17 protein-coding genes are annotated in these 15,590 nt (G+C 45.9%); 2 read left to right on the forward strand and 15 right to left on the reverse strand.

Annotation, left to right across the window (positions count from 1 at the left end; all coding sequences use genetic code 11):
- Positions 1 to 63: 63 nt before the first annotated feature.
- The 11 genes from AB1F57_RS10150 to xseA form a co-directional block, all read right to left on the reverse strand.
- Positions 64 to 339 (reverse strand): HU family DNA-binding protein, encoded by a 276-nt coding sequence (locus AB1F57_RS10150; RefSeq protein WP_105106668.1) that lies wholly within the window; start codon positions 337 to 339, stop codon positions 64 to 66.
- An 85-nt stretch (positions 340 to 424) separates the two neighbouring features.
- A complete protein-coding gene (locus AB1F57_RS10155; RefSeq protein WP_105136843.1) occupies positions 425 to 1,024 on the reverse strand; it encodes a YpmS family protein in 600 nt (199 codons plus the stop codon).
- The gene (locus tag AB1F57_RS10160; protein WP_167786315.1) at positions 1,002 to 1,832 is read right to left on the reverse strand and encodes an SGNH/GDSL hydrolase family protein; all 831 of its coding nucleotides are present in this window, start codon (positions 1,830 to 1,832) and stop codon (positions 1,002 to 1,004) included. The genes AB1F57_RS10155 and AB1F57_RS10160 overlap by 23 nt, the downstream gene beginning before the upstream one ends.
- Entirely contained in the window at positions 1,825 to 2,658 is an 834-nt protein-coding gene (locus AB1F57_RS10165) for a DegV family protein (RefSeq protein ID WP_105136841.1), read from the reverse strand. The genes AB1F57_RS10160 and AB1F57_RS10165 overlap by 8 nt, the downstream gene beginning before the upstream one ends.
- Positions 2,659 to 2,810: 152 nt before the next feature.
- On the reverse strand, positions 2,811 to 3,194 hold the full coding sequence (locus AB1F57_RS10170; RefSeq protein ID WP_105136840.1) for a hypothetical protein: 384 nt from the start codon (positions 3,192 to 3,194) through the stop codon (positions 2,811 to 2,813).
- A gap of 156 nt (positions 3,195 to 3,350) precedes the next feature.
- Positions 3,351 to 5,012 (reverse strand): DNA repair protein RecN, encoded by a 1,662-nt coding sequence (recN, locus tag AB1F57_RS10175; RefSeq protein WP_170239388.1) that lies wholly within the window; start codon positions 5,010 to 5,012, stop codon positions 3,351 to 3,353.
- A 3-nt stretch (positions 5,013 to 5,015) separates the two neighbouring features.
- Positions 5,016 to 5,441, reverse strand: coding sequence for an arginine repressor (locus AB1F57_RS10180; protein ID WP_170239389.1), 426 nt, complete (start codon positions 5,439 to 5,441; stop codon positions 5,016 to 5,018).
- The gene (locus tag AB1F57_RS10185) at positions 5,434 to 6,255 is read right to left on the reverse strand and encodes a TlyA family RNA methyltransferase (RefSeq protein ID WP_170239390.1); all 822 of its coding nucleotides are present in this window, start codon (positions 6,253 to 6,255) and stop codon (positions 5,434 to 5,436) included. The genes AB1F57_RS10180 and AB1F57_RS10185 overlap by 8 nt, the downstream gene beginning before the upstream one ends.
- The gene (locus AB1F57_RS10190) at positions 6,248 to 7,120 is read right to left on the reverse strand and encodes a polyprenyl synthetase family protein (RefSeq protein WP_167786313.1); all 873 of its coding nucleotides are present in this window, start codon (positions 7,118 to 7,120) and stop codon (positions 6,248 to 6,250) included. Before AB1F57_RS10190 ends, AB1F57_RS10185 begins: the two co-directional genes overlap by 8 nt.
- Positions 7,121 to 7,122: 2 nt before the next feature.
- A complete protein-coding gene (locus tag AB1F57_RS10195) occupies positions 7,123 to 7,338 on the reverse strand; it encodes an exodeoxyribonuclease VII small subunit (RefSeq protein WP_105123503.1) in 216 nt (71 codons plus the stop codon).
- Complete coding sequence (gene xseA, locus AB1F57_RS10200) at positions 7,313 to 8,656, reverse strand: exodeoxyribonuclease VII large subunit (RefSeq protein WP_170239391.1); 1,344 nt, start codon at positions 8,654 to 8,656, stop codon at positions 7,313 to 7,315. Before xseA ends, AB1F57_RS10195 begins: the two co-directional genes overlap by 26 nt.
- 144 nt (positions 8,657 to 8,800) lie before the next feature.
- Here xseA and AB1F57_RS10205 point away from each other — a divergent pair, with 144 nt between their 5' ends.
- Complete coding sequence (locus tag AB1F57_RS10205; RefSeq protein WP_367985705.1) at positions 8,801 to 9,724, forward strand: neutral zinc metallopeptidase; 924 nt, start codon at positions 8,801 to 8,803, stop codon at positions 9,722 to 9,724.
- Between the two features lie 644 nt (positions 9,725 to 10,368).
- Here AB1F57_RS10205 and AB1F57_RS10210 read toward each other — a convergent pair.
- The 4 genes from AB1F57_RS10210 to AB1F57_RS10225 form a co-directional block, all read right to left on the reverse strand.
- Positions 10,369 to 11,214, reverse strand: a complete 846-nt coding sequence (locus AB1F57_RS10210; protein ID WP_367985706.1) for a bifunctional methylenetetrahydrofolate dehydrogenase/methenyltetrahydrofolate cyclohydrolase — start codon at positions 11,212 to 11,214, stop codon at positions 10,369 to 10,371.
- A gap of 114 nt (positions 11,215 to 11,328) precedes the next feature.
- On the reverse strand, positions 11,329 to 12,063 hold the full coding sequence (locus tag AB1F57_RS10215) for an amino acid ABC transporter ATP-binding protein (RefSeq protein WP_105110193.1): 735 nt from the start codon (positions 12,061 to 12,063) through the stop codon (positions 11,329 to 11,331).
- Between the two features lies 1 nt (position 12,064).
- The gene (locus AB1F57_RS10220; RefSeq protein ID WP_105136832.1) at positions 12,065 to 12,745 is read right to left on the reverse strand and encodes an amino acid ABC transporter permease; all 681 of its coding nucleotides are present in this window, start codon (positions 12,743 to 12,745) and stop codon (positions 12,065 to 12,067) included.
- A 127-nt stretch (positions 12,746 to 12,872) separates the two neighbouring features.
- A complete protein-coding gene (locus AB1F57_RS10225; RefSeq protein ID WP_105123499.1) occupies positions 12,873 to 13,103 on the reverse strand; it encodes a DUF1797 family protein in 231 nt (76 codons plus the stop codon).
- Positions 13,104 to 13,326: 223 nt separating this feature from the next.
- On the opposite strand from AB1F57_RS10225, the gene AB1F57_RS10230 reads away from it, so the two are divergent.
- The gene (locus AB1F57_RS10230) at positions 13,327 to 15,579 is read left to right on the forward strand and encodes an AAA family ATPase (protein ID WP_367985707.1); all 2,253 of its coding nucleotides are present in this window, start codon (positions 13,327 to 13,329) and stop codon (positions 15,577 to 15,579) included.
- Positions 15,580 to 15,590 lie beyond the last annotated feature (11 nt).

Genomic DNA, 15,590 nt, shown 5'->3' on the forward strand with positions numbered 1-15,590 from the left:
AACAAGAAAAAAGCCCGTCGAACAAGCTAGAAAGCTTGATATGACGGGCTTTTTGATGCTAAATTATTTTACAGCATCTTTGAGTGCTTTACCAGCTTTGAAAGCAGGAACCTTAGAAGCTGCGATTTTGATTTCTGCACCTGTTTGAGGGTTGCGACCTGTACGTGCTGAACGCTCACGCACTTCGAAGTTACCGAAGCCAATCAATTGAACTTTCTCACCAGCTGCAAGGTAGTCAGCTACTGCTGCGAATACCGCATCAACTGCTGCTGCAGAATCTTTTTTAGTCAATGAAGTTGCTTCTGCAACTTTTGCGATCAAATCTTGTTTATTAGCCATTTTGCTAAATCCTCCAATTATTTTCTGAGTGACTACTCACTCTAATATCTTACCCAATTTTAAGCTTTTGGTCAAGCTTAAAGTGTTATTTTATTTCTGCTTTGTAAATATCAATAATAAATTGGTCGTTATATAAATCAAGCGTATTCATTTTGGCATAAATCCCTAGCTTATTCTCCATTTCCTGGAGCTGGACTTGCACTCTAGATGCCTCCGTATCCACATGGACATAGTCTGGAAATTTATAATTTTTCTTCAAATAATTTAGAACCTCTGCTTTGGGTAAAGATAGACTGCCTGCTGAAACTTCCATTATTTGCAACATGATACTTCCATCCTTCATCTTGCTTGGCTGGAAATAGAGATAGAGGGGAATTTCCACACCAAATAACTTGTAACTGCCCTCAAAAACAATCTGTTGGCTGGTCAGGGCAATGGAATATTCAAAATCTTTGGTTTGATATTCTTTGAGATAGTTTTCAAGTGTCTGATTTAGCTGTTCTCTTGTGGTCGTAAATGTCCCTATTTTGACATCGTCAGGATTATTTTTTACGAAAACCGTCAAGTCCTCACGCTTATCCTGCACACGATTGATAAGGACAATATAGGCACCGACATTACAAGCTAGAAGTGCCAAAAACAACCATTTCCAAATCTTTATCTTACCATTCTCTTTGGGTTTCATGTATTTTCTCCACGATTGCTTTCTTCATAATTTCATAGCCCGTATTATTGGGATGAAAACTATCTTCGTTGTAGAGTAGATTATTTCTAGTCCCTGCATCAGTGGAACTGACACCCACCTCTTCTTCCAATCCCTTGTAAAGCAATTCATTGATGGGAACAAAGTAAACCTTGTCTTGCTCTTCAAGCGTCTTGGCAGTCACTTCATTCCAATTATCCACGATAGTCTGCATTTCGGTCATCTCTGGAAAACTTAAAAAGAAAGGATTGTAAATACCAACAACGTAAATAGGTAAATCCTTATTTTGCTTGTGGGCGTAGTCAATAATCTCTTTCAGTCTTTTGGCATAATCCTTGGATGGCTTATTGAAAGAAGATACTTTTAAATCGGTGATATTGTTCATAATCACCTTTCGCAAATCATTTCCACCAACCGTCAAGGTCATCAAATCCGCCCGCTTCAAATCTGCCTGTAATTTCTTATCAGACTTCATCCTTTTTAAAATCTGGTTGCTGGTATTGCCTGCAATGCCATAATTGGAATCGACAACATCCACTGAGAGCTGGTTGGCCAAATCTTGAGCCAGAAGCGGAACAAAGCCACCTTGGCCCGTGGTATCCCCCACACCTTCCGTCAATGAATCACCAATCGCAATATAGTGTAGGATGGGGCGCTCGTCTGACTGACTGATTTCTGAAGGAGTTACCCTTGATGCAGCCTTTGGAATCAGTCGGTCAAACAGAAAGACAGCCAATATCAAGCACAGAAAGAAATAAAAGAGCCCATGAAAAACTTTTCGATTATTCATAGCGTACTAAGATAGCCCAGGCATCTTCACCAGTGTGGGTTTGGATGATAGAGCCGGTTTCTAGAACAGCGATATCCTTGGCTAGGTAGGGCTGTAACTGTTCTTTCATCTGCTGGGCAAAATCTGCTGCGCCTGAATAGGAAATGCCGATTTCAGCCACCTTTTTATCGGCTAATTGACCAATAAACTCATCCAACCATTTCTTGAAGGTCTTATTGCCCCGGCCCTTCACAATTGGCTCTAGCTGATGATTTTTCATGGTCATAATGACACGGATATTGAGCAAGCTGCTTAAGAGCCCTTGAACGCGACCAATACGGCCACCCTTAACCAGATTTTCAAGCGTTGATACGCCAATATACAATTCTGTTTTTTCTCGCACCTGCTCGATGGCCGCCAAGATTTCCTCCTTGCTAGCCCCAGCTTGAGCCAGACGAGCAGCCTCAACCACCTGGAATTTAGCAGCCTGGTCTGTGAAACTTGAATCAATAACCGTCACATCAACGCCGGACAGGGTTGCCCCTTGACGAGCAGCCTCAACGGTGCCCGAAAGAGCGTGAGATAAGACGATGGCAATCACTTGACTACCGTCCTTGGCCAAATCAGTAAAGGTTTCTGCAAAGACCCCCACTGGAGGTTGGCTGGTCTTCGGCAAGCTCTTAGCATTGCGCATCAGTTGCAAAAATTGACCCTCTGTCAGGTCGCTATCCGAATAGACCACTCCATCAATCATCACCGAAAGAGGAACAACCGTAATTCCCAGCTCTTCCACCAAGTGTGGCTCGATAGTGGTGCTTGAATCTGTTACAATTTTAATCCTTGACATATTTCATCCTACAATTCTCTACAAATATGTCTACTATTATAGCAAAAATCACCTCAAAAATAAAACGCTAGAAACGAAAAAAGGCTAGACCACTAAAACCTAGCCCTATACTGCTTTCAAGCATTATTGATAAAAAGTAAGATATGTCACACTTACTGAGAAAGCAATTCTTTAAAGGTGAATCCAAGCCCAAGTACCAAGAAGACACCACAGAGAAAGTAGCCAACAGGAAATTCATCCAATCGAGTCAGAAATGAGCTGCCAACTGCCTGTAGCGGCAAACTATAAAAATATAGTGTCGTGAGCCCAGCACCAGCAAAGAGTAACAGGTTGACGGTCTTGGAAAACAGCACCAACTTAAAACAGAAGGCAAGCACAAGAGCCAGACAAGGGAGAGCAAAGAGACTACCGCTGAAATAGGCCCATCCAGAAATCGTGACAATCTCAAAAGTCTTCAGATTGGGAGTAAAGGCAAAGGGAAGGAATAAACTCAAGACCAATAAAACACCTACAAACCGACCTAGATACTGTTTCATGCTAGCTACCTACTTTATATATAGAGTAATTATTTCCATATATTTTAGCAGTTTTCCGTTTTTCTGTAAAGGATTTATATGCTGTATTCTACATTTCATAACAGCCTCAAACTGGTCCCAGCCTGTTAAATCAGCTAAGGTTTGACCACTCCCTCATCAGCCTTTCATCACCAATTCTCTGGCCTGCGTTCTGGCTGCCTCCGTCACTGTGTCACCAGCCAACATCTTGGCAATCTCTTCCACCCGTTCATCCGTCGTCAAGAGACGCACACGAGAAACGGTCGAATGCTCGTCCGATACTTTCTCAATAAAAAACTGGTAATCCGCAATCGCAATCACCTGTGGCAGGTGCGAAATCGCCAAGACCTGACCGTATTGACCGATTTTGTAAATTTTCTGGGCAATGGCCTGGGCTACGCGACCAGATACACCCGTGTCCACCTCATCAAATACAATGGATGTCTTGCCTTCCTTGCGGGCAAAGGCTGATTTAATGGCCAACATGAGGCGAGACAATTCCCCCCCTGATGCCACCTTGACCAGGGGTTTGAAATCCTCTCCAGGATTGGCAGAAATATAAAATTCCACCGTTTCATGGCCCTCCTTGCTGAATTTACCCTTAGTAAATCGAACCTGGAACTTGGCTTTCTCCATATACAAGTCCTGCAATTCCTGGCGAATAACCTCTTCTAAAATCTGGGCCAACTCATGGCGAGCCTGACTCAATTGACCAGCCAAGTTAACCAAGTCTTTCTCCAAGGTCTTGAGCTGGACTTCCAGGTCATCACCAGACAGGTCGTTACCGGTCAAAAGATTGTACTCTTCAGTGATTTTTGCCAAATAATCGAGGACATCGTCGACCGAACCACCATATTTCTTGGTCATGGTGTTGAGCAGGTCTAAGCGACTTTCCAGCTGCATGAGACGGTTGCCGTCAAACTCCAAATTGTCCACCACATCACCCAAACGCTTGGCCACATCCTCCACCACATAGTAGGCCTCGGTCAGGCTGGTCGATAGGGCCTTGTATTCTGGGTCGAATTCTTCCAAACTCTGCAAATCCCCCATGGCTGAGCGGATATTGTTGACGCTGGAGAAATCCTCATTGTCCAGGAGGGCGTAGGCATTGGTCAGCGTATCTGCAATCTGCTTATGATTGAGTAGCTTATCCCGCTCCTGATTGAGCTGGACATCCTCACCAAGCTGGAGGTCAGCGGATTCAATCTCCGCAATCTGATACTCCAACATCTCGATACGAGCCTTGTGTTCCTGCTCGTTTTTCTGCTTTTCAAGCACGCGCTTGCGGAGGCTACGGTAGGCATCAAAAGTCGCTTGGTAGTTGTCCTTGAGGATCCAAAAATCCTCTTCTCCAAAGCTATCCAACAGACGGATATGGTGCTGGGACTTCATCAATTCTTCCTGGTCATGTTGACCGTGAATGTCGACCAAGTGCTGACCAATTTGCTTGAGGACAGACAGGTTGACCATTTGACCGTTGACCCGGCTGACCGACCGACCATTTTGCAGGATTTCCCGACGGATAATCAGCTCGTCAGCCACTTCAATCCCCTGCTCCTCCAAAATCTGCTCCAAGGCTCTGCTATGTTCAAAAGAGAAAAGCCCCTCAATCTCCGCCTTGACAGCCCCGTGGCGAATGACATCAGTAGTCGCCCGCGCCCCCAGCATAAGGTTCATGGCGTCGATAATGATAGACTTCCCAGCTCCCGTCTCACCAGAGAGAATGGTCATACCCTTTTCAAAGTTAAGAGAGACCTGCTCGATAATGGCAAAATTCTTAATCGAAACTTCTAGTAACATCCCTTACCACCCTTTAACCATGCGCTCCAACTGAAGCAGTTTTTCCTGGTCCTTCAAGATTAAAAAGATACTATCGTCGTCCGCAATGATGGTGAACAGCTGGTCCTCAAATTGTTCCACAATCTGCCGTTTGATAACAATGGCACTTCCAGGCACCAGTTTGATATTGACCATGTTACCTGAATGTGAAAAATCAAGGATATTTTTCGAGCGGACCTTTGCCAGGCCCACCTTAGGCAGACCGTAAATATAACCCTTGTCAGCTGCTGGCACCTTGATGATACCCAACTCCTTGATATCCCGGGAAACCGTCGCCTGGGTTGCATGGACCCCCATAGCCTCCAAGCGTTCCACAATCTCTTCCTGGGTATCGATCGGATAGCGGACCACCAAATCTTTTATTACTTCTAAGCGTTCTCGTTTATTCATCTTTCTTAAATTCCTCGTGTGCTTGCTCAACCAAGTCACCAATCTGACCCACAACCATATTTTCTGGCTGGTCAGATTTTTCCAAATGAGCCAAAAATTCGATATTGCCCTGACCGCCCTGAACCGGAGAAAAGCTGAGCGCCTTAACGGTAAAGCCAGTCTCCACGACCATCTTGGTCACGTCCTGCAAAACTTTGACATGAACCTGCTTGTCTTTAACGATACCATTTTTACCAATCTGCTCCCGTCCCGCTTCAAACTGAGGCTTGACCAGGGCTACGACCTGACCGCCGTCTGCCAAAATATTATGCAGGGCTGGCAAGATCAGACTGAGCGAAATAAAGCTGACATCAATAGAGGCAAAACTTGGCTGTCCCTGGTCAAAATCAACCAATTCAGCATAGCGGAAATTGTACTGCTCCATGGAAATTACACGCTCATCTTGCCGAAGTTTCCAAGCCAATTGATTGGTCCCAACGTCCACGGCGTAAACCAGCTTGGCGCCAGACTGGAGCATGACATCCGTAAAGCCGCCTGTGGAAGCACCAATATCAATGGTTGTCTGCTCTTCAACAGAAATTCCAAAGACCTGTAAGGCCTTCTCTAATTTGAGGCCACCACGGCTGACATATTTTAATTTCTCACCCTTGAGCTTGAGCTCGGTCCCTTCATCGATTTTCTCGCCCGGTTTGTCATAGCGCTCGCCATTGATGACATTGACCACCAGGCCCGCCATGACGCCTCGCTTGGCCTGCTCCCTAGTCTCAAAAAGGCCCTGCTTGTAGGCTAGCACATCTACTCGTTCTTTACTCATTGATTCGTAAACTTTCTATAATCTTAATGATATTATCAGGCTTGAAATCATAATCCTGAGTCAATTCCTCAAGAATTTTTATAGACTTATCCAAGGCTTCCTCAAGAAGACTCTTAGATTCATCTAAGCCCAACAAAGCTGGAAAAGTTGCTTTCTCAGCCACAAGATCCTTATTAGGCGTTTTCCCTAATTCTTCAAAACTTGCTGTCACATCCAAAATATCATCCCGAATCTGAAATGCATACCCAATCAGCGAGCCCAATTGCCACAATCTCCCTTGGACATATTCTGACTGCTCTGCGATAATACCAGCTGCATAGAAAGGATAAGTCAGGAGACGACCAGTTTTGTTCTCATGAATCTTGAAGAGTTCCGTAGCCTCCAGCATCTGCCCCTCCCCTTTCATATCCAACATCTGTCCCCCAACCATACCAAATGTGCCTGAGGAAGTGGCTAGGAACTGAACTAACTGAACAATAATGGGTGATGGTAAGTCGGCACGGGCTACCAAATCAAAGGCATCCAGAAAAAGGCTATCCCCCGCCAAAATAGCTGTAGCTTCGTCAAACTGTTTGTGGTTCGTCAACCGACCTCGACGGTAATCATCGTTGTCCATGGCAGGTAAATCATCATGTATAAGACTTCCCGTGTGAATCATTTCCAAAGCAGCAGCAATTTGATAGTGGGCTTCTGTCACTGTCTTGCCAAATCCCTCCAAAACCTCCAGCAAGATGAGGGGACGAAGGCGTTTCCCTCCTGCTTCTATTGAGTAGAGAATCGACTCAATCAACTCTTCCGAAACACAGGTGTGGGTGTTTCTGTAGTAGTTTTCAATGGTTGAGCCTATGAGAATGAATTTATCCATACTTAAACCATCTCACTTTCACTACCATCTGCCTGCATGACCTTAACCAGAGTCTTTTCTGCATCAGCCAAGGTTTTCTGCAAGTCCTTGGACAGGACCATACCCTTTTGGAACTCAGCCAGAGCCTCTTCTAAGGCTACATCTCCCTGCTCCAAGCGGGTCACAATTCCCTCAAGTTCTGCTAAATTTTCTTCAAATGTTTTCATTTTTTTGGACATCCTTTACCTCCACATCCACACGACCATCCTTCATGACAATGGTCAACTGCTCATCTTTTTCAATCTTTTCTACGCTATCAATGACCCGACCAGCCTGCTCCAGCATGGCATAACCGCGCGCCACGATGCGGCTGGTATCCAGCATGGTCATGGCCTCTATCAGCTTGTCAGCCTTGGCCATTTTATTGTCGTAAATGTTGGCCATATTGCTCTTGAGCAAGCGTTGCAACTGGCTGACCTGCTCCTGATAACGACTGACTTTCTGGAGCAATTGCAAGCCCTGTAGGCGTTGCTGGAGCAAGACACTGGCCTGCTTGTTATCCCCGAAAATCTCTTTCATCCTAGTCTGTAGCTGGCTGGTCAACCGGTCTAATTTTTGCACATAGCCATCATAAAGCCGTTCTGGCTGCCTGAAAATAACCGACTGACTGATTTTGTCCAGCTGGCTTTGCCGAAACTTAATCCGATTGGTCATAGCCTGGTAGGAACGGTTTTCCTGCTGGTTCAAATAGCCTAAGAGGTCCGCCTTGGTCACCGGTGTCGCCAATTCTGCTGCTGCCGTCGGGGTCGCTGCCCGTCTGTCTGCCACAAAATCCGCCAAGGTCGTGTCCGTCTCATGACCTACGCTAGAAATAATCGGAATTCGCGATTCAAAAATGGCTCGAACCACCATTTCCTCGTTGAATGCCCAGAGGTCCTCAATAGACCCACCACCACGACCGACAATCAAGACATCCAAATCCTCCCTGCTATTGGCTTTCTGGATATTGGCAGCTACTTCCTGAGCCGCTCCCTCACCCTGCACTTTGGTCGGGTAGAGAACAATTTCCACACCAGGAAAACGCCGACTGACTGTCGTGATAATGTCCTGAATGACCGCGCCGCTTGGACTGGTAATGACACCAATTTTCTGGGTAAAGCGAGGCAGTTGCTGCTTAAATTCCTGCTTGAACAAGCCTTCTGCAGTCAAGGACTGCTTGAGTTGCTCAAACTTGATCGCCAAGGCTCCGATGCCGTCTGGCTCAGCTTTTTCAATGACGATCGAATAGGATCCACTTGGCTCATAGAGCTGAACCCGACCAATCGCATTGATTTTCATACCTTCTTCCAGCTCAAAGCCCAGATTTTTGTAAATACCTGCCCACATGGTCGCCTGGATAACTGCCTTGTCATCCTTGAGGGAAAAATACTGGTGGGTCGGACGCTTGCGGAAATTGGATACCTGCCCTGTCAAATAAACCTTTTCTAGATAGGGATCACGGTCAAATTTTAATTTTAAATACTTGGTTAAATGACTAACCGACAAATAGTCAACCATGTCAGCTCCTTCTGTCTATATCTCTTTCATTATACCAAAAATCGCAAGATTATTCAGAATTAGAGAATAAATTTGTAATTGCTTTCTTGTGCCTTTTTAGAAATTTTACTATATAATATACTTGAACAAACTTAGGAGTTTTATATGAAGTTAGACAATCAACGACAAAGTAAAAATATAGAGGACAGACGTGGTCAGTCCAACGGTGGCTCCTTCTTTCCTGGAGGAACCAGTCGAAGTGGCTCTTCCGGTGGTGGCATGCTCTTGGGGCTACTCTTTTCACGACTAGGCTGGAAGGGAAAAATCATCCTCTTCCTAGTCCTCATACTCTTTGGTGGTAGTTCAGGACTGGGAGGTCTATTGGGCGGTTCATCTGGAGTCAATCCCTATCAATCCGCTCAGGTATCAACTGCAGGAACTGAGGTCTCCGATGAGGATGCTGTCTTTATGAGTAAGGTCCTAGCCTCTACAGAAGATTTCTGGACCCAGGAATTTGACAAAAACGGCATGACCTACAAGGCTCCAACTCTGGTCTTCTACACTGACCAAACCAGCACAGGATGTGGAATGGGATCTGCCCAAGCCGGTCCCTTCTACTGTTCTGCTGACCGAAAAATTTATATCGATACCTCTTTCTATCAAGAATTAGGGGACCGCTACAAGGTTAAAGGTGACTTTGCCATGGCCTACGTCATTGCCCACGAAGTTGGTCACCATGTTCAAAACGAGCTAGAGGTCCTCGGTGCCTACCATAAGGAGCGCGCCCGTCTGTCTGACAAGGAAGGAAACGCCCTCAATGTTCGTCTGGAACTGCAGGCAGACTACTATGCTGGTGCTTGGGCCAAATTTGTCGATGGACAAGGCATGCTAGATGCTGGTGACATCGACGAGGCCATGCAGGCAGCCCATGCAGTAGGTGACGATACCCTGCAAAAAGAAGCCTACGGCCGGACTGTCCCAGACAGTTTCACTCACGGTACATCCGAACAGCGCAAACGCTGGTTTGACCGTGGTTATACCTACGGAGACCTGGCACATGCTGACAGTTTCTCTGTTCCAAATCCATAAGATGTTAAGGTTGGGCATAAAGTCCAACCTCTGGCTATTTGATTAGCAAAAACATATTGACGCAGGGGTTGATTGGCAGTTTCGTTCGCGTTTAACGCTCCGAACCAGTCCTAACGAATGATACGAACTCCGTTCGTTCAATTTCCAAGCTCCAACAGTCACTGCTCTGACTTAACGACTGATGCGAACTTTGTTCGCTATATCTCCAGCCTCCAAAGGTTCCCCGAACCTTTGGAGCTATGCGGGGGCGGGAGTTTAAAAGGTCTGGGAGACCTTTTAAAGTGGGAGATATAAGCTGACGGCAGTCAGCTCACATAAATTGAAGTCTGGGGATAGACTGTTTCAGCTCAACAACTAGAAATAAAGACTTGTTGACGAACTCTCTTTTCATTAGTCGAGTTCTTTCTCCCTCCCTTTTTTGTGACAGAAAAGGTGCCGACCTCAGTCGACACCTAAAGGAGATTAGGAAAATTCAAGAAATCCACTGTAAGCATTCTTGAATCCTGGGGTAAGAGGGTGTTCCTATTACTAGGAACACCCTTATTGTAATGTTTTACATATAAATTATAATCAGTCTAGAGACTGAATTTATAAATGTATATTAACCAGTAATAAAAGAGCAGAATAACCTGCCCTTCCATCCTCTATAATGACCGCTTAAAAGCCTCAAAAGTCTGCTCCATCAGCATGGTAATGGTCATCGGACCGACACCACCTGGAACAGGGGTAATATGACTAGCAAGTTCGGCAACGTCATCATACTTGACATCGCCAATCAGCTTGCCATTTTCATCACGGTTCATCCCCACATCGATGACAACTGCACCTGGTTTGATAAATTCCTTAGTGACAAAATGTCCACGGCCGATAGCTACCACCAAAATATCCGCCTGACGAGCCAAGTCTGGCAAGTTTTTGGTCCGAGAATGGGCAATGGTCACAGTCGCATTGGCATCCAAGAGGAGCTGGGCCATGGGTTTACCAACAATATTTGAACGGCCAATGACTAGGGCTGATTTACCTTCCAAGTCAATCTGGTATTCCTTAAACATCTCCATAATTCCAGCAGGAGTTGAAGGAATCATGACTGCATGACCAGACCAGAGTTTCCCCATATTGGTCGGATGGAACCCGTCCACATCCTTGTCCGGATCAATAGCCAAGAGCACCTTTTCTTCATCAATATGAATAGGTAGAGGCAGTTGGACCAGGATACCGTGCCAATTCTCATCTTGATTGTACTTGTCAATCAGGTCCAATAATTCATTCTCTGAGATAGACTCTGGAAGGCGAACAACGTCACTCTTAAAACCAGCAGCCAAAGCCGAACGTTCCTTGTTTCGTACATAGACTTGGCTGGCAGGATCTTCACCAACCAAAATGACCACAAGACCTGGAACCAAGCCTGTCTTTTCTTTCATTTCTGCGACCTTGTCTGCCAGGGCCGTTTGCAATTTCGCCGCCAGGGCTTTACCATCAATAATTGTCATGCCAACTCCTTATTGTTTTCTTTCATTATACAAAAAACAGGGACAATTTCCCAACCTGCTCTGCTATTTTTCAAAAAAATAAGAAAAACCCCGAACAATGCCGGAGTTACTGGTCTATAGTACCTTAGATAAGAAGTCCTTGGTTCGCTCTTCCTTGGTCTGGTCAAAGACTGCTTCAGGACTGCCCATCTCAACGATATAGCCCCCATCCATGAAGATAACTCGGTCTGCGACCTCCTTGGCAAAGCCCATCTCATGGGTCACGATAACCATGGTCATCCCAGCCTTGGCCAAATCCTTCATAACCGCTAATACCTCTCCAACCATTTCAGGGTCAAGGGCTGATGTCGGCTCATCAAAGAGGAGCACATCTGGGTCCATAGCCAGACCACGCGCAATGGCAATCCGCTGTTGCTGACCACCTGAGAGACTTTGTGGATAGGCCTGGGCCTTGTCTGGCAAACCAACCTTTTCTAACAATTCCAAGGCTTTTTTCTCAGCCTCTGCCTTAGCAATCCCCTTGGTCTTAATAGGCGAAAGGGTGATATTTTCCAGAACAGTCATATTGGGAAATAGATTAAACTGCTGGAAGACCATGCCCATCTTCTCTCGCATCTTGAAAATATCGTTGGACTTATCCGTAATATCCACGCCCTCAAAGGTCACCGTCCCCTTGGTTGGTACCTCAAGTAGGTTCATGGTCCGCAAGAAAGTCGATTTCCCAGAGCCTGACGGTCCGATAATTACCACTACCTCTCCCTGCTCCACATCCAAGTCAATTCCTTTCAGAACTTCATTTTCCCCGAAATACTTGTGTAAATCTCTAATTGAAATAATTGTTTCCGCCATCTTAATGGCCTCCCTTGTTCATTTTCTTCTCAAAATGCTGGATGACAAGCGTCAGCAAGCTGGTCAAAATCAAGTAATAAAATGCTGCAAAAATCAGTGGCTCCAAAGGAATATAGGTCGTAGACGAAACCGTCGTCGCCCCATTCCAAAGCTCCATAACCCCAATCGTAGACAGGAGTGAGCTATCTTTGACAATGGTCACAAACTCATTTCCCAAGGCTGGAAGGATATTCTTAATGGCCTGTGGCATGATGACATAACGCATGGCCTGTTTTGGTCTAATCCCTAGAGAATAGGCCGCCTCCAGCTGCCCTTTAGGAACCGCGTTGATACCTGCCCGAACCACCTCTGACACATAGGCACCTGAGTTCATCGATAGGATAATAATACCTGGCAAAAGACGGGTCAAGTCAACAGACAAAATCCCCAACTGGAAGGTCGGTGCCGCAATGTGGGTCATGGTAAAACCAATCATAATCTGCACTACCATTGGCGTACCACGGAAAATCCATACATAGATATTGGCAAACCAGGCCAAGATTTTATTCTTGCTCCGCTGGGCAAAGGCTAACAAGACACCGATGATGCTCCCGAAAAGCACGACAAAGCTGGCAATGATGAGAGTTACCAAGGCCCCATAATTAAAATAAGCAATATAATCATTCAAAAAAGAAAAATTCATTTCATCCTCTACTCCATTTTTTCATATACTCACTACTATACCACGTCGTGAATAAATATGCAACATCCCTATCTAAAATATTCATCATTTAAATTAAAAAGCACCCGAAGGTGCATTCTACTACTTATTAGTACAACAATTCGTAGATTTCCATTGCAATCAAGTCGATGCTGTCAAACGTATAGGTTTCACGAGCAGCAACATCACGCAAGGTATATACTGAACCATTTTCTTCATCGTAGCTGTAGGCAACTTCAGCAACGACAACACCTTCACGCTCAAAATTACGCTTGAGGGTACCACCATCACCCGCCATCGCTTCCAGACGATTGATGATTCTCACTAAGTGTGATTCCATAATCTTTCTCCTCTTCTTAGTATAGGTATATTTTACCACAAAGTAACTGAAAAGTCTCTTTTTTACACATTTTTGTTGCATACACCCGCACATTTTTCTGCAAATAGACTAGCAAAAAGCAATTTCTTGCTTTTTTCCTAAAACTTGTTATAATTAAATTACATTTGACCTTTATTGACCATTCGAGCAAAGGTCACATTTTTTCAAAGAAAGAGGTAGAATTATGCTCTGCAAAAACTGTAACATCAATGACGCAACCATCCATCTCTACACCAACCTCAACGGCAAACAACAGCAGGTCGACCTCTGCCACAACTGCTACCAAATCATGAAGACTGACCCCAACAACGCCATTCTCCGTGGCCTAGGCGATTTCAACCCTAACAACATGGATCCCTTCAGTGAATTTTTCAATCATTTGGGAGGATACCCTAACAACACACCAGCTGGACGTGACCGCAACCAGACACCTCCGACCCAGTCTGGAGGAGGGAACCGAGGCGGCGGCCGCTCCAATCAGCCTGGCGGAGGTATCCCGCAAGCACCGCAACAGCCAAACGGCCTCTTGGAAGAATTTGGTATTAACGTGACCGAGATTGCTCGTCGTGGAGATATTGACCCGGTTATCGGACGCGACCAAGAAATCACTCGCGTAATTGAGATTCTCAACCGCCGGACCAAGAACAACCCCGTCCTCATCGGTGAGCCCGGTGTTGGTAAAACGGCCGTTGTCGAAGGTCTGGCCCAGAAAATCGTAGACGGAGATGTCCCACATAAACTCCAAAATAAGGAAGTTATCCGCCTAGACGTTGTTAGCTTAGTGCAAGGAACAGGTATCCGTGGACAATTTGAAGAACGCATGCAAAAACTAATGGAGGAAATTCGCAACCGTAAGGAAGTCATTCTCTTTATCGACGAAATCCATGAAATTGTCGGAGCAGGTTCTGCTGGCGACGGCAACATGGATGCCGGCAACATTCTCAAACCAGCTCTTGCCCGTGGCGAAATGCAACTGGTCGGAGCAACCACCCTCAATGAATACCGTATTATCGAGAAGGACGCCGCCTTGGAACGACGCATGCAACCTGTCAAGGTTGAGGAGCCAAGCGTCGAAGAGACCATTACCATTCTCAAGGGCATCCAGGCTAAGTACCAGGACTACCACCACGTTAAGTATTCAGATCAGGCTATTGAAGCTGCAGTTGTCCTTTCCAACCGCTACATCCAGGACCGATTCCTGCCTGACAAGGCCATTGACCTCTTGGATGAGGCGGGTTCCAAGATGAACCTGACCCTCAATTTCATTGATCCGAAAGAGATTGACCAACGCCTGATCGATGCTGAAAATCGCAAAGCCCAAGCTACTCGTGATGAAGACTACGAAAAAGCTGCTTACTTCCGCGACCAGATTGCTAAATACAAGGAAATGCAGCAGGCGACAATCAGTGAAGAGGACATTCCACTCATTACTGAGAAGGAAATCGAGGCCATTATCGAGCAGAAAACCAATATTCCTGTCGGCGATTTGAAGGAGAAAGAACAATCTCAACTCATCAACCTAGCTAGCGACCTCAAGGCTCATGTGATTGGCCAAGACGATGCCGTGGATAAGATTGCCAAGGCCATTCGTCGCAATCGCGTCGGATTGGGTGCGCCCAACCGTCCAATCGGTTCCTTCCTCTTCGTTGGTCCAACCGGTGTCGGTAAGACCGAGCTTTCTAAACAGCTGGCCATCGAGCTCTTCGGCTCAGCTGATAGTATGATTCGCTTTGATATGTCTGAGTACATGGAAAAACACGCCGTTGCCAAATTGGTCGGTGCCCCTCCAGGTTATGTCGGCTATGAAGAGGCCGGGCAATTGACTGAGAAAGTGCGCCGCAATCCCTACTCGCTCATTCTCCTGGATGAGGTAGAAAAGGCCCATCCAGATGTCATGCACATGTTCTTGCAGGTCCTGGATGACGGTCGCTTGACAGACGGTCAAGGTCGGACTGTTTCCTTCAAAGATACTATCATTATCATGACCTCCAATGCCGGTACTGGCAAGGTTGAGGCCTCTGTCGGTTTCGGTGCTGCTATGGAAGGGCGGGCTCAATCAGTCCTCGGTCAGCTTGGTAACTTCTTCAGCCCAGAATTTATGAACCGTTTCGACGGTATCATCGAATTCCAGCCGCTTAGTAAGGATAATCTGCTTGAAATTGTCAGCCTCATGCTGGAAGATGTCAACAAGCGCTTGTCTGCCAACGGCATCAGCCTCCATGTGACAGACAAGGTCAAAGAAAAATTGGTCGACCTGGGCTATGATCCAAAAATGGGTGCCCGTCCGCTCCGCCGAACCATTCAAGACCAGATTGAAGATGCTATTACGGACTTCTATCTGGAACATCCAACGGAGAAAAATCTCCGCGCTGTCATGTCCAGCAAGGGAGACATTCAGATTAAGGCGCAAACCGTCGCCAAAGTCAAAGAAGTCTAAAGGGATACTCA

The sequence above is a fragment of the Streptococcus nasisuis genome (assembly GCF_040836615.1).
Classification (GTDB): domain Bacteria; phylum Bacillota; class Bacilli; order Lactobacillales; family Streptococcaceae; genus Streptococcus; species Streptococcus suis_V.

Coding starts and splice junctions, on each gene's coding strand:
- AB1F57_RS10150 (WP_105106668.1), bottom strand. CDS start 339: ATGGCTAATAAACAAGATTTGATCGCAAAAGTTGCAGAAGCAACTTCA.
- AB1F57_RS10155 (WP_105136843.1), bottom strand. CDS start 1,024: ATGAAACCCAAAGAGAATGGTAAGATAAAGATTTGGAAATGGTTGTTT.
- AB1F57_RS10160 (WP_167786315.1), bottom strand. CDS start 1,832: ATGAATAATCGAAAAGTTTTTCATGGGCTCTTTTATTTCTTTCTGTGC.
- AB1F57_RS10165 (WP_105136841.1), bottom strand. CDS start 2,658: ATGTCAAGGATTAAAATTGTAACAGATTCAAGCACCACTATCGAGCCA.
- AB1F57_RS10170 (WP_105136840.1), bottom strand. CDS start 3,194: ATGAAACAGTATCTAGGTCGGTTTGTAGGTGTTTTATTGGTCTTGAGT.
- recN (WP_170239388.1), bottom strand. CDS start 5,012: ATGTTACTAGAAGTTTCGATTAAGAATTTTGCCATTATCGAGCAGGTC.
- AB1F57_RS10180 (WP_170239389.1), bottom strand. CDS start 5,441: ATGAATAAACGAGAACGCTTAGAAGTAATAAAAGATTTGGTGGTCCGC.
- AB1F57_RS10185 (WP_170239390.1), bottom strand. CDS start 6,255: ATGAGTAAAGAACGAGTAGATGTGCTAGCCTACAAGCAGGGCCTTTTT.
- AB1F57_RS10190 (WP_167786313.1), bottom strand. CDS start 7,120: ATGGATAAATTCATTCTCATAGGCTCAACCATTGAAAACTACTACAGA.
- AB1F57_RS10195 (WP_105123503.1), bottom strand. CDS start 7,338: ATGTCCAAAAAAATGAAAACATTTGAAGAAAATTTAGCAGAACTTGAG.
- xseA (WP_170239391.1), bottom strand. CDS start 8,656: ATGGTTGACTATTTGTCGGTTAGTCATTTAACCAAGTATTTAAAATTA.
- AB1F57_RS10205 (WP_367985705.1), top strand. CDS start 8,801: ATGAAGTTAGACAATCAACGACAAAGTAAAAATATAGAGGACAGACGT.
- AB1F57_RS10210 (WP_367985706.1), bottom strand. CDS start 11,214: ATGACAATTATTGATGGTAAAGCCCTGGCGGCGAAATTGCAAACGGCC.
- AB1F57_RS10215 (WP_105110193.1), bottom strand. CDS start 12,063: ATGGCGGAAACAATTATTTCAATTAGAGATTTACACAAGTATTTCGGG.
- AB1F57_RS10220 (WP_105136832.1), bottom strand. CDS start 12,745: ATGAATTTTTCTTTTTTGAATGATTATATTGCTTATTTTAATTATGGG.
- AB1F57_RS10225 (WP_105123499.1), bottom strand. CDS start 13,103: ATGGAATCACACTTAGTGAGAATCATCAATCGTCTGGAAGCGATGGCG.
- AB1F57_RS10230 (WP_367985707.1), top strand. CDS start 13,327: ATGCTCTGCAAAAACTGTAACATCAATGACGCAACCATCCATCTCTAC.